Raw genomic sequence first — 14,403 nt, forward strand, 5'->3', positions numbered from 1 at the left:
CAGGAGTCAGTCCTAACATCAGGTACGGGGCTTTTTGAATGTTGTTCAAGAACAGCTTTCCTTTTGAAGTGTTCCACTAATCACGTTCATCGTGAGAAAGAACCGGACAGATTTTCACTCAGCGGGGCTATTGATTGCAAAGATAGGGAGTCCAACAGCTGAAAAGTGATGATGACGCAATTACGTCATTACGTATTTGCGTCACTCTACCCACCAACGTTTGAAATCTCTCCACCATGAATGTTTTTCTTCCTGTAGACCCTGTTGCTGCTGTACCTCATGCGTCATATCATCGCTTCCAGATTCCGAGTCTTCTGAAGCACTGCGACATACTTCCGTCGGCTCTGTTCCATCAATAAATACTTCAAGTCGTTTCTCTGGGCATCCATTACCGGCTAGCTTACCGGATTCAGGATCAATGTAGACACTAACAACGTTGTCTGGTACCGAAAATATTTTGGGTGGCACACTGGCGAGTGCCTGTTCCGTGAACTGGGCAAACATGGGAGCCGCGCGGCGCCCATCAGCAGTGGAGATTGCTTTTCCTTGATCATACCCAACCCAGACGGCAGTTGAGAGCTCAGGGGTGAAGCCGACCAGCCAGGCGTCTGTATTGGTTGTTCCTGTTTTACCTGCAACGGGTCGCTTGATGGTAGCTGAGACGCGGTTCCCTGTTCCGCCATTTTCAAATACACTCTCCATTAACCGAGTCAACACGTAGGCCGCGGCGGGCTCAACGACTGTTTCTGCTTTGGTCTGAGGTGCTTCATATAGAACACGACCTGCAGCGTCAGTCACCTGTAAAATAGCCACAGGAGGTGTACGTTGACCGCCGGCAGCGATGACTGAAAAGGCAGATGCCATCTCCAATGGGCTAACGGGTGAGGTGCCGAGTGCAAGGGAAGGGACAGCGCTCATATTGCTTGTAATCCCTAAATTTCGAGCCATGCTCACTACCTGCTCTGGCCCAATCTGCATGATCGTATTAACCGCATATATATTGTCTGATGCAGCTATTGCTTTTCTTAGATCGATTTCACCAAGGTACTTGTCACCAAAGTTCCCCGGTTTGTACGTCTTACGATCGTTGTCATACTGGAACGAGGTAGGCTCGCTATTAAAGATAGATGCACTAGTGAGCTGTTTAGACTCCAGTGCAGCCAAGTACATAATGGGTTTAAATGCTGAACCTGGCTGACGTGTTGTTGCCAGCACGTGGTTAATCTGATTGGTGCGATAATTTTTGCCACCGACCATTGCTTTGATATAGCCTGTGCGAGGGTCAATGGAGACCAGTGCGGTCTCTAGCTCACCAGTAGCATCCATACCCTTGGATACAGCATCTTCTGCGGCTTTTTGCACACGTAAATCTAGTGTGGTGTAGATGTTCAATCCCCCATGATCCAGCATTGCTTCACTGATGCCCAGTTCCTTGATGGCTAGATTCCGGATATAATCTCGGAAATAAGGGGCTTTTTCCACCGTTTTCCGTTCACTTTCGGGTCTGAATTGGAGCATTTCCTCATAAGCTTTATCCGCTTCGGCCTGTGTAATTTCTCCGATATCTGCCATAGCATTTAATACAATTTTCTGACGATCCTTGGCATTCTTCATATGATTATACGGTGAATAATAGGTTGGACCTTTTGGAATACCCGCCAGCATAGCGCTCTCAGCGAGATCCAGTTGTTTAGCACTTTTGCCAAAATACATGCGTGAAGCAGCCTCGATGCCGTAGGCTCCATGACCATAATAGATCTCATTCAGGTACATCTGTAGAATCTCGTCCTTGCTATATTTCATCTCAAGCTGAGCAGTGTACATAGCTTCTTTGGCTTTACGTGTCCATGTTTTCTCGTGGGACAGGTATAGATTACGTGCGAGTTGTTGTGTTAGCGTACTGGCTCCTTGAGACATCTGCATATGCTCCAGGTTAACGAGTACAGCTCGTCCCATACCCCGAATGTCGAAGCCGTAATGCTCATAGAACTTGCGATCCTCTACAGCCAGTGTGGCATGAACGAGATCTGGCGAGATATCTTGCAGTTGTACGGGTACCGAGTCCTTGCCGCCAGCAGAGAAGGTTGCGATGATGTCGCCCTGGCTGTCCAATAATCTGGAATTGCGATCGGAGTCAGCTAGGGGCAGGCTAGTGGCATATAGATAGACGAGTCCGGCTGCTGTGGCAATCAGACCAAGTACAACCAGCACAGAGATCCCTTTGACGAATTTCCATATACGGAACCCGCGTTTGCGGGTCTTTTGGCGTGTTTGATTCATGGAACGGGCTCCTTTCTTTTCTTTCCAGTATGGGATTAGAGTGGCAGGTATATTCACCGCGCTACATAACGGTTTAATAAGTATCATATTGTGGGAAAACCGTTTTGCAGTATAAACGTCTATCGCGTATAATGCAAAAGGGTAATGAAAAGAACGAGTTCGGCACAATATACAGAAGACACGTAAGGACGAACCACACCAAATGTCACTGATTCGTTGATCTGTCAGTCGCTTTGCGCGTTCTGGTCCATTTTTAATCTATATATGAAGTGAAACGCGGATCTCTCCCGCAACCAGCAACCATCATGCTGTGTGGCGCCGAACGCTGGACGTGCTTGGGCGAACGTTTAAGCGTGTAGCGCTTAATCGGGTATGGCTGATCAATACTTTACGGAAAGAAGGTAGCGATTATGGAACTATGGTTTACGGAGAAACAGACCCCTGTATTCGGGATCACCGCGAAGATTAAGCAGACTTATGTAACAGAGCAGACAGACTTTCAAGATTTAGCTATGATAGAGACCGAAGAATTCGGTAATATGTTGATCCTTGACGGTATGGTTATGACGACAGTAAAAGACGAGTTCGTGTATCATGAAATGGCAGCTCACCCTGCACTCCATACCCATCCGAATCCGAAAAAGGTATTGGTTGTTGGCGGTGGCGACGGTGGTGTAATCCGTGAAGTCATTAAGCATAGTACAGTAGAAAAAGCAGTTCTCGTTGAAATCGACGGTAAAGTGATTGAATATTCCAAAAAATATTTGCCTGAAATCGCCGGTAAGCTGGACGAGCCCAATGTGGAAGTCCTTGTGAACGACGGCTACATGCATATTATTGAACATAAAAATGAATACGATGTGATCATCGTAGACTCCACCGAGCCTGTAGGGCCAGCTGCTCCATTGTTTGAGCGTGGTTTCTACCAAGGCATTTATGAATCACTCAAAGAAGACGGAATCTTTGTTGCCCAAACGGACAACCCTTGGTTCAAGGCAGATCTAATCCAGAAGGTGAACAAAGACGTCAAAGAAATCTTCCCGATCGTACATGTGTACGGCTGTAATATTCCAACATACCCAAGCGGACTGTGGACTTTCACCATGGGTAGCAAAAAACATGATCCGCTTGGGGTGGATGAGACTCAAATTCCGGAGATGGATACGAAGTATTACTCTCCGCGTCTGCACAAAGCGGCATTTGTACTTCCTAAATTCGTGGAAGATTTAACGAAATAAAGGGGAAATCAATTAATGAAACTGGATCAAGCTTATTCAGGAAATGTATTTATTTGCAGCTCTGAGGATTATGAAAATTCCAAAGCGGTTATCTACGGTATGCCGATGGATTACACGGTCAGCTTCCGTCCGGGCTCCCGTTTTGGCCCATCTCATATCCGCCAGGCATCGGTTGGACTTGAAGAGTACAGCCCGTATCTCGACAAAAGTATTGTAGACATGACTTACTTTGATGCTGGAGACCTGCTCTTGCCTTTCGGTAATGCTGGACGCAGTCTTGAAGTCATTCATGAATACATCGGTAGCCTGCTGGCTGACGACAAATTCCCGATTGGTCTCGGCGGAGAGCATCTGGTTACTTGGCCGGTCATTCAACAAATGTATAAGAAATACCCGGATCTGATCTTGATTCATATTGATGCACACGCAGACCTTCGTGAAAACTATGAAGGAGAGCCATTGTCCCACTCTACACCAGTACGTAAAGCGGCTGAGTTGATGGGCGGTAAAAATATTTATCAATTCGGTATTCGTTCTGGTTCCCGCGAGGAGTTCCAGTATGGACGCGAGAACATCAACTTCTATCCGTTTGAAGTTGCAGCTCCAATGAAGGAAGCTCTTCCGAAAATGGGCAACCGTCCAGTGTATGTGACCATTGATATCGATGTGCTTGATCCTTCTGCGGCGCCAGGAACAGGAACGGCAGAAGCGGGAGGCATTACATCTAAAGAACTGCTTGAAGCGATCCACATGATCGCAGGCTCTGATGTGAACGTAGTTGGATGTGATTTGGTTGAAGTTGCACCGATCTATGATCCAACACAACAGACTCAGATTGTGGCTGCAAAAATGATTCGTGAAATGCTGCTTGGATTCGTGAAGTAATAGTTAAAGTTAGCGCCTCTCTGTCTACGCCTGATTGTAACCTGCGTAGAAGGGGGCGTTTTTTAAAAATATAAGAGAATCAATCTACACGTATAATAGTGCTGAACCATAATTTCACCGAGGGGAGTAACGAGTTAAATTAAGTTAACTTAATTTAACTTTCTGCCCTGAGCTGTGCTATACTGGATACATCAGCAATCAGTAATATATTGATTGATATATTACAATTACGGAGTATATGGTGATCAGGATCGACCATATACTAAAAAAGAGTCCTTACCGCGCCAACGGTAAAGACTCTTAGGACCCGAAAGGCTGTGGATTGCCACGGCGCGCATGAATTAAATATTGCTATTCAAGCGAAACCCACCGTCAGGCTCCTAACCTTATGAGGTGGGTTTTCGCTTGCTACGAAACTTTTTGCGTAACCAACGGTACAGCTTTCGCCCACTCAGTACAATACTGAGGATCGCAGCAATCCATCGGATTACATCAAGCAACGCCACAAGATTGACCATCGACGTCACCCCCTTTCGGGAAGCTGCGCCGTGATCTGGAAAACATCCACCGTTTATTCAAAGTCCATAAGGAATATTATAGCACGTCTGTTCCCATCTCTCTACCATGAACTGGAACTGATCATACATCGTTTGTATAGAGAAAGTTCCACATGGAACAATGTTGATTGAATCTCAACTAGGTGTAGCTCAAGAGCTTCCGAAATCGTTCAAATATAACGAGCCGACTTGGGACGACAAGTGATATACTCTCAAGCTAGTTATGAAAACGAACGATGTGAGGGAGATTAGGAAGAACATGTACTCATGACTCAATTCCTAATACCTTAAGTAGCTTTAATCAGACGAGAGATAGATCGAAACGCTTCAGTTTGTCTATGTGCCAAAATATTATGCCGCGTAAATTGCATTCAACGAAAGATTCTAATGGAATTATAAGGATGTTACTTCAAAAACGAGAAGGGTAAATACGCTCTAACGTAGCTCTCGAATTGAATAGAAGGATAAGTAGACTCTTTCCAGCCACTAGAAGCTCGGAAGGGTCTATTTGCTGTGTCACATTAATGGTTGAAACCTGTTCAAAAAAGATATATTGTAAGCGATAACAACATACTTTTTAGGAGGTTGAATTAGTGGTTAACGTTACTTTAAAGGCGGATTCTAATCAAGGATTAATAAATCGCAATATCTATGGGCACTTTTCTGAACATCTAGGTCGTTGTATTTATGAAGGAATATGGGTTGGAGAAGACTCACCTATTCCAAATACTGATGGCATTCGCAATGATGTACTAACAGCTCTGCAAAAGCTAAATATTCCGGTGCTCCGTTGGCCGGGCGGCTGTTTTGCCGATGAGTATCACTGGAAGGATGGCGTGGGGCCGTTAAGTGAGCGTGCACGAATGATCAATACGAACTGGGGCGGCGTGGAAGAGAACAATCATTTTGGAACTCATGAATTTCTGAGACTGTGTGAACTGCTTGGAACGGAGCCTTATATTAGTGGTAATGTAGGAAGTGGTACAGTTCAAGAGATGCAACAGTGGGTTGAATACATGACGTTTGACGGCGAATCACCAATGGCCAATTGGCGGAAGAGCAATGGTCGTGAGAAGCCATGGAAATTGACGTACTTTGGGGTAGGCAACGAGAACTGGGGATGCGGCGGCAATATGCGAGCAGAATATTATGCTGACGAATACCGCCGATATGCCACATATGTACGCAATTATTCCGATAACCAGATTTACAAAATTGCCTGTGGTCCAAACGAGGATAACTATCATTGGACAGAAGTATTAATGCGTGAAGCTCATCAGCATATGAGTGGACTCAGCCTACATTATTACACCCTCCCAACGGGCGTATGGCAGGATAAAGGTGAAGCGACTGGTTTTAATGAAAGTGATTGGTTCCAGACGTTGAAGCGCACGCTTCATATGGAAGAGTTAATTGTAAAACATTCCGAGATTATGGATAAATACGACCCTGAATGTAAAGTCGGTCTGATTATCGACGAGTGGGGCACATGGTACAACGTGGAGCCAGGAACTAACCCAGGATTCCTCTATCAGCAAAATACAATGAGAGATGCCCTGGTAGCAGGCATCAATCTGAATTTGTTCAATAAGTATAACAAGCGGGTGCAAATGGCAAACCTTGCACAGATCGTGAATGTGCTACAAGCACTTGTTTTGACTGAAGGCGAGAAGATGATCCTTACGCCAACATATCACGTCTTTGATATGTATCAGATTCATATGGATGCAGAGCGACTGGAGCTGGATTATGAGAGCCCTGGATATACTTTTGGTGAAGATACAATCCCACAGCTTAGCTTGTCTGCATCACGTGATCAGGAAGGTGTAATTCATGTGACCGCATGTAATCTTAGTCATACGGATGAGCTGGAAGTGGTGTGCCAATTGCAAGCTACCGAGTCTTCCGTTGCGTCAGGACGTATTCTGCACCACGGGGAGATCGGTGCATTTAATACGTTTGAGCAGCCAGAGAACGTTACTCCATCAGAATGGACGGGTATTACGCTGGAAAATGGCCAATTGCGGTTCGTATTGCCGCCTGCATCTGTTGGAGTCATTGCAATAAAGGCATAGTGCGATGAATAGCCGTTTATCTATGGAAACAGGTCAGAAATCTGAACGTTCGCTTTGCAAAGGTTGCGATGATCAATATGATGTACAGATTAGTGAAGCCAAGCTAGCGCGTCTTGTGGAGCTAGCCTCACGTTCACGTCCTATTGTTGCAGATGCCGAATATGAGCGGAGATTATCCTCCTGTTACAGCTGTTCGGCGTTACAGTACGGTAGCACTTGTCGGTATTGTGGTTGTTTGGTACAGGTGCGTGCCAAACTGCTAGATTCAACCTGTCCATTCCCGTATGATTCACGATGGGCCTGATTGAAGTCCTAATCTTAATTACTATATTAATGAGAGAATGAGAGCAGCACTGAATGAACTGTCCCCCCTCAAGTAGGCAGGTGAACAATCAAACCTGTTACTGTAAGGGGCATATCATGGGGTGCTGCTCTCCTTTTTTTGCTGCCTGAGAACAAAAACTCTGAATTTGGATTTGAATTGAACGAGTGAACTGGATATAGTTATACAGTAGAGTGTAGGATAGAAGGCTATCCGGTAATATGAGTGCGTATAGCGGTACAACGATACGGGAAGCGCTTGTGTAGATCAGCCTCTCGTTTTTGGCGCCGCCTCGAATATAATGGAGGTTAACATTCATGTCGAACATGCGACCGGTTCAGATCCGGCTGCACAGCCGCTATGAAGGTGAAGATGTGCTGCAGGAAATGCAGGGTGAAGCTGTGCTGAAAGGGTCTGTTCTCTATGTTCGTTATCAGGAACCACAGACCGGCCCTGAAGGTGGGATTACCCGAACAACATTGAAAATGAGCGGACAATCCATCAAGATTATACGTCACGGCGAGGTGGAATCGGAGCAGACGTTTGAATTAAACCGAAAGCTTCCGGGCTTTTATCGTTCTCCTTACATGGCTTTTTCCTTGTCCACGCATACACAGGAGCTGGAACTTTCCATTCAAGGATTGAACGCACGCGCAGCGTGGAGCTACGACTTCTACCGCTTTGACGAAGAATCCGGACATTTCGCGATTAGTTTGCATATACAGGAGGAACCAATTTAATGACACGTAATCCACTAGATACAATTAATGAACGGGTAAGCACGGCGATCGGTAATGCCATCGTTGCTGCTGGGATCGTTACGCAAGATGAGTTACCTGCTATCACGCTTGAAGTACCTCGGGACAAATCCCATGGTGACCTAGCGACCAATGCTGCGATGCAGCTCACCAAGATTGCTAAGCGCAATCCTCGTCAGATTGCGGAAGAGATCATCGCCAACCTGAACTTAGCGGATGCTGGCATAGAGACGGCTGAGATCGCTGGTCCAGGCTTCATCAACTTCAAATTGGACAAGAGCTACCTCTATCCAGTACTGGAGCTTGTGCAAGAGCAGGGAGAGAATTACGGAAGAATTAATGTTGGTGAAGGACGCAAGGTCGAAATGGAGTTTGTCAGTGCCAACCCAACAGGCAGCTTGCATCTGGGTCATGCCCGTGGAGCAGCTGTAGGTGATGCACTGTGCAATATCCTTGATTACGCTGGTTACGATGTGACTCGTGAATACTACATTAATGATGCGGGTAACCAAGTATTTAATTTGGCTCGCTCCATTGAAGCACGTTATTTGCAAGAGCTAGGCCAAGATGCTGAAATGCCAGAAGACGGCTACCATGGTGAAGATATTAAAGGGTTTGCGAAGGAATTGGTTGCTGAGAAGGGAGACAGCTTGCTGTCCATGCATCCAGGAGATCGTGCCGCTTACTTCCGTGACTATGGCCTGGAGAAGGAATTGGACAAGATTAAACGGGACTTGAATCGCTTCCGCGTTAACTTTGACATCTGGTTCAGCGAGACCTCCCTGTACGATAATGGTGAAGTACTTCGCGTGCTGGATGAATTGCGTGACCGTGACGAGATCTATGAGAAAGATGGCGCAACCTGGCTGAAAACGATGCAATATGGGGACGACAAGGAACGTGTATTGATCAAGAATGATGGTACGTACACTTACCTGACACCAGACATCGCTTACCACCGCGATAAATATTCTCGTGGATATGACACGATGATTAACATTTGGGGAGCCGATCACCATGGATATATTCCACGGATGAAAGCTGCTATGCAAGCACTCGGTAACGATCCGGATAAACTGGTCGTGCTGATTGCACAGATGGTTAGCTTGTTCCAGAATGGTGAGAAAGTGAAAATGTCTAAGCGTACGGGTAAAGCCGTAACAATGGAAGACCTGATGGATGAAGTAGGCATTGACGCCATTCGATACTTCTTCACGATGCGTAGCATGGACTCCCATCTGGACTTTGACATGGATCTGGCTATTTCGACGTCTAATGAGAACCCAGTATTCTATGTGCAATACGCACATGCTCGTGTCTGCAGCGTATATCGCCAAGCAGAGGAGCAAGGCATCGAGTTGTTGCCAATTTCACAGATTAACCTGTCTAAGCTGACAACAGAACATGAATTTGATCTTCTTCGCAAAATGGGTGAGCTGCCAGAAGAGATTGCCACTGCTGCTACGGGATATGCGCCGCATCGCTTGATCCGTTACGTATATGAACTGGCATCCCTGTTCCATAGCTACTACCGTGCAGAGCGCGTCATTACAGAAGACGCGGAGCAAACGCAAGCGCGTCTGGCGTTGATCGGTGCCGTACGCACCGTTATCGCAACAGCGCTTCGTCTGGTTGGCGTATCCGCACCAGACAAAATGTAACCCATGCCTCGGCGGCGCATTGCTGCCTAGGCTTAGCCAAAATTCCCCATGCACCACGCTTGCAATGCAGCGTGGGCATGGGGAATTTTTGCAGTGCAAGCAGACGGACGCATAGCTTGCCGTGCTTGCACCTGAGCCTGGACCGACCACCGCCGCCGCTGCCGCGTGTACAAGCCTTGAAGCCACTGTATACCGCGAGCATGCGGTATACAGTGCCTTCGAGGCTTGCTCAGCCAATGGCAGTGGTGGTCGGTGCGTTATGCCTCGCCCTCCTGCATGAGCCGGAGGGCGTCAATCTCGCCGCTGCGTACCTTCGTCTTCGCGGCGCTTGTTTTGCGAGCGCGCAGTGGTACGGTGGCGCGCTTGACCAGCGCTTTAATTTCGCTGGGCGAAAGTCCTGGATGCTTGGCAAGTAATAGCGCGATGGCGCCGCTTACGTGGGAAGTAGCCATGGAAGTGCCGCTCATCTCGTGATGCTTGCCTTGCACCCATGAGGATACAATCTTGTCGCCAGGTGCGTAGACATCTACATATGCACCACGGTTGCTGAAGGACGCAATGCGCCGGTTTTTGTCCGTTGCACCCACGGATATCGTCTGCGGATACCTTGCTGGATAATCAATGCTACGACGTTTGCCGTCGTTTCCTGACGAGGCCACAATGACAATGCCGGCATGGTATGCCCGATTAACGACATCGAGAAGAGCTTTGCTTCGAGTCTTCATGCCGAAGCTCATATTGATGATATCTACCCGGTTGCGCACACACCAGTCGATGCCGAGCACGATATCGGATACATAAGCTGATCCGTTATGATCGAATGCTTTTACTGGATATATCAAAGACCGAGGAGCTACACCGATCATACCAGCCATGCTGTTGGCTGCTGCAATCGTTCCGGCAATATGAGTTCCGTGACCGTTATCATCATGTGGCAGTAAACTGCGATTTAACAGATTAATCCCACGCGCTAGTGAATAACGAAGATCCGGGTGCTGATAATCAGCACCAGTATCAATTACACCGATTTTGATGCGATGTCCTGTGGAGACAGACCATACTTTGGGTGCGCGGATCTGCTTCACTCCCCAGGGCACACCTTGAACGCTGGTTGGTTTATTATGAAGCGCAGTGGCATGGAGCGAGATGGAGTGATCCTCTTCTACTGTGATATCAGCGCCATAACGATTCAATTCTTCTGGGCAGCCTACATTTGCGATAATGGAGCGGGCAAGATGGGATGAACGCACCGCTCTGAGATCGGAGAATTTGCTACGCATTCTCGAAAGTTCCAAGAGACAGGCTTCATAGTGTCTTGGTTGGTTGAACCGGATGAGGTACCGCCCCGCCTGTTCCGGTTCAGGACCTTTCATTCCTTCAACTAAATGATGCAATAAGCCGGTGTAGTCCATTATGGGCAGCCCCCTTCGGGATGAACATGCTGAGGTATTCTATGAATGCGCTCAGCCTGCCGCATGGGGAACTTGCCCTTTTTTTATAAAAAGTCCTTCACTTCGTGTCAAAAAGGGCGCAGGGACATATGATGGATGGAGGGCTAGAGGGCTCTTGCGGGGAACCTTGGTAAGGAGCGATCCTACGAGGGTATACAGTCAGAAGGCGGAGGGGACTCCGTCTTTTTCCATTTTTTGCTCAGCTTCTGTAGAATGGCGTCGTTGAAGTTGTTTTCCATGTTATTTATCTAATCCGCGTACATAAAAACTTGCTTTTTAACGCTAAATAGGTTTTACTTAGTTTTGTTAATGGATATGTTATACGTAACGATCCAGTTCGTAGGGATATAAAGTGAATTAATGTGTGAGAGGAAGTGTCTGTCAGTGAGTACCTCACTCAACTTAAAAATTGATAAAGAAAAGGTAAGAGAGATTCCTTTGGTTGACCTCGCCTTTATGGTGCTGAAAGCGGCAAATACGCCGTATTACTACCGGGATTTGATGAATGAGGTAGCGAAACAGCGCGGAATGACTGACGAAGAAATCAACGAGTTTATCGCCCAGCTATATACCGAGATTAATATCGATGGACGTTTTGCTTGTGTCGGTACGAGTCTGTGGGGATTGAAGCGCTGGTATCCGGTTGCTGGAACGGAAGATTCCATGACGGGTGCGAAACGTCCGCGTATCATCAACGATGAAGATGATGATTTGGAAGATGAGGACTTCGGTGAAGAGGAAGATAGCTACAGCAGCGACGAAGACTTCGACAACACGGATGATGACCAAGACGAAGATGAAGACGAAGATGATGACGATGATGACATCTTTGATGAAGATGATAGCGATGAAGAAGTTCTAGTTGAAGATGATGATTTGGAAGATGAAGACCTCGACGAAGACGATGAAGAAGAGTCCGAAGACGAGGATGATTTTGACGACGATTCCAATAAGTAAACGTCATTTTTAATGTCAATAATTTACCCGTTTTACCCCGACAGACATCCTTGACAAGCAGATGGGGTAGCGGGTAAACTATTGCATGGGCTTATGAATGAGCGACAATATATTTATGTTTTTTATAAAAGTGCCCCGTCCTGCGGGAGTACTTTTTTTTGTATTTTTAGAGGCAGAATTTTGCAAAAAGAATTGATTTCCGCATGCTCCCGGTTAACGTCCGGGGTTCGTTTTTGTATATAAAAAAACGCCAATCGATGTTTCTGATTGATGTCAAGTAAGGGGACGAACCCGGATCAAGGCTCTCGGAAAATTTGCACCATTTTGTTGTAAAGCAGCGTTGTTCAAACGGTCTTCGTGAGAAAGAGCAGTTCGTAGATGCAGGGAATTTCTACCATTGCTCTTTTTAACGATGATTACCTGGGAAACGGGTTACGATAACACCATATATCGCCTGAATTTCTGTACTTATATTAGGAGGGTAATAACAGTGACAAAGTATATTTTCGTGACGGGCGGAGTTGTGTCCTCCCTGGGCAAAGGAATCACGGCTGCCTCGCTGGGCAGATTGCTGAAAAACAGAGGACTCAAGGTAACAATCCAGAAATTTGACCCATATATCAACATTGACCCGGGAACGATGAGCCCGTATCAGCACGGTGAAGTATTCGTAACAGACGATGGCGCGGAAACGGACTTGGATCTGGGTCACTATGAGCGGTTTATTGACATCAATCTTTCCAAAAACAGCAACGTTACAACAGGTAAAGTTTACTCTTCCGTAATCAGCAAAGAGCGTCGCGGTGAATATTTGGGCGGTACGGTACAAGTTATCCCACACATTACGAACGAGATCAAAGAGCGTGTATTCCGCGCTGGTCGTGAAGCTGGTTCGGATGTCGTAATTACGGAAATCGGCGGAACAGTAGGCGATATCGAGAGCTTGCCTTTCCTGGAAGCTATTCGTCAGATCAAGAGCGATGTAGGTCGCGACAATGTAATGTACATCCATGTAACGTTGATTCCATACATTAAGGCTGCGGGTGAAGTGAAAACAAAACCTACACAGCACAGTGTGAAGGAATTGCGCAGCATCGGTATTCAGCCAAACGTTATCGTTTGCCGTACAGAGTACGAGCTGTCCAAAGACATGAAAGCCAAAATCGCGCTCTTCTGTGACATTGATGAGAACGCCGTGGTAGAATGCCGCGATGCGAGCACATTGTATGAAGTGCCACTTAACCTGCGTGAAGAAGGCTTGGATGAGATCGTGGTAAATCACCTGAAGCTGACTACTCCTGCACCAGATATGAGCGAGTGGGAAGGGTTGGTTGACCGGATCAGCAAATTGCAACGTACGGTTGAGATTGCGATTGTTGGTAAATATGTAGCGCTTCACGATGCATATCTGAGTGTTGTTGAATCCTTGTCTCATGCTGGATTCGCATCCAACGCAGAAGTGAAGATTCGCTGGGTTCATTCCGAAGATATTACAGATGAGAACGTAGGCGACCTGCTGCACGGCGTGGGTGGTATTCTTGTTCCTGGTGGATTCGGAGATCGTGGAATCGAAGGTAAAGTATCGGCAATCCGTTATGCCCGCGAGAAAAATATTCCGTTCTTCGGTATTTGCTTGGGTATGCAGGTTTCCGTTATTGAATATGCACGTTCCATCGTTGGTTTGAACGGTGCTAACAGCTCCGAGATCAATCCAGCTACAGAATTCCCGGTAATCGATCTGCTGCCAGAGCAAAAAGATATCGAAAATTTGGGTGGTACGATGCGTCTTGGTCTGTACCCTTGTAAGCTTCAAGAAGGATCTTTGGCAATGGCTTGTTATGATGACGAGCTCGTGTATGAGAGACATCGCCACCGGTATGAGTTCAACAATGAATACCGTGAAGCTATCGAAAAAGCAGGGTTGGTTATCTCCGGTACATCTCCGGATGGCCGTTTGGTAGAGATCGTTGAACTTCCAGGACACCCATGGTTCTTGGCAGTACAATTCCATCCGGAATTCACTTCCCGTCCGAACCGTCCACAACCATTGTTCCGTGAGTTTGTGAAAGCTTCCTTGGAGAACGCTGAGAAGTAAGTTGTTTATGATATGGGGATGTCTCTACTCGCTCGTGATTTATGGGCGGACGGGGCATCCCCCTTTTGTTATGCGTTGAGAAGTTACAAATGGGATAAAATGTTTTTGGTCAATTTAAACCTGG

Annotated in this window: 11 protein-coding genes; 8 read left to right on the forward strand and 3 right to left on the reverse strand. The window is 46.7% G+C overall.

The genetic code is table 11. From position 1 onward, the window contains the following. Positions 1-201 precede the first annotated feature (201 nt). Complete coding sequence (locus V6W81_RS00545; RefSeq protein ID WP_338541238.1) at positions 202-2,280, reverse strand: transglycosylase domain-containing protein; 2,079 nt, start codon at positions 2,278-2,280, stop codon at positions 202-204. A gap of 410 nt (positions 2,281-2,690) precedes the next feature. On the opposite strand from V6W81_RS00545, the gene speE reads away from it, so the two are divergent. Together speE and speB are read left to right on the forward strand one after the other, a co-directional pair. Then, a complete protein-coding gene (speE, locus tag V6W81_RS00550; RefSeq protein ID WP_338541239.1) occupies positions 2,691-3,518 on the forward strand; it encodes a polyamine aminopropyltransferase in 828 nt (275 codons plus the stop codon). A gap of 15 nt (positions 3,519-3,533) precedes the next feature. Then, positions 3,534-4,403 carry an agmatinase gene (speB, locus tag V6W81_RS00555; protein ID WP_145326605.1) on the forward strand — a complete coding sequence of 290 codons (870 nt, stop codon included), beginning with the start codon at positions 3,534-3,536 and terminating at the stop codon, positions 4,401-4,403. A gap of 386 nt (positions 4,404-4,789) precedes the next feature. On the opposite strand, the gene V6W81_RS00560 is transcribed toward speB, so the two are convergent. Further along, entirely contained in the window at positions 4,790-4,921 is a 132-nt protein-coding gene (locus V6W81_RS00560; protein WP_260866136.1) for a hypothetical protein, read from the reverse strand. 632 nt (positions 4,922-5,553) lie between these two features. On the opposite strand from V6W81_RS00560, the gene V6W81_RS00565 reads away from it, so the two are divergent. The 4 genes from V6W81_RS00565 (at position 5,554) to argS (ending at position 9,776) form a co-directional block, all read left to right on the forward strand. Then, positions 5,554-7,035, forward strand: coding sequence for an alpha-N-arabinofuranosidase (locus V6W81_RS00565; RefSeq protein WP_338541240.1), 1,482 nt, complete (start codon positions 5,554-5,556; stop codon positions 7,033-7,035). 4 nt (positions 7,036-7,039) lie between these two features. Then, positions 7,040-7,339 (forward strand): DUF6171 family protein, encoded by a 300-nt coding sequence (locus tag V6W81_RS00570; protein ID WP_338541241.1) that lies wholly within the window; start codon positions 7,040-7,042, stop codon positions 7,337-7,339. Between the two features lie 335 nt (positions 7,340-7,674). Then, positions 7,675-8,097, forward strand: coding sequence for a DUF1934 domain-containing protein (locus tag V6W81_RS00575; protein ID WP_145053417.1), 423 nt, complete (start codon positions 7,675-7,677; stop codon positions 8,095-8,097). Continuing rightward, entirely contained in the window at positions 8,097-9,776 is a 1,680-nt protein-coding gene (argS, locus tag V6W81_RS00580; protein WP_145053419.1) for an arginine--tRNA ligase, read from the forward strand. The genes V6W81_RS00575 and argS overlap by 1 nt, the downstream gene beginning before the upstream one ends. 257 nt (positions 9,777-10,033) lie before the next feature. On the opposite strand, the gene V6W81_RS00585 is transcribed toward argS, so the two are convergent. Beyond that, complete coding sequence (locus V6W81_RS00585) at positions 10,034-11,188, reverse strand: S8 family peptidase (protein ID WP_338541242.1); 1,155 nt, start codon at positions 11,186-11,188, stop codon at positions 10,034-10,036. Between the two features lie 423 nt (positions 11,189-11,611). Between V6W81_RS00585 and rpoE the strand changes: the two genes are divergently transcribed. Both rpoE and V6W81_RS00595 read left to right on the forward strand, forming a co-directional pair. Further along, on the forward strand, positions 11,612-12,184 hold the full coding sequence (gene rpoE / locus V6W81_RS00590) for a DNA-directed RNA polymerase subunit delta (RefSeq protein WP_145053425.1): 573 nt from the start codon (positions 11,612-11,614) through the stop codon (positions 12,182-12,184). A 490-nt stretch (positions 12,185-12,674) separates the two neighbouring features. After that, entirely contained in the window at positions 12,675-14,279 is a 1,605-nt protein-coding gene (locus V6W81_RS00595; RefSeq protein ID WP_128099818.1) for a CTP synthase, read from the forward strand. Positions 14,280-14,403 lie beyond the last annotated feature (124 nt).

It is taken from the genome of Paenibacillus tundrae (genome assembly GCF_036884255.1).
In the GTDB taxonomy this organism is placed as follows: domain Bacteria; phylum Bacillota; class Bacilli; order Paenibacillales; family Paenibacillaceae; genus Paenibacillus.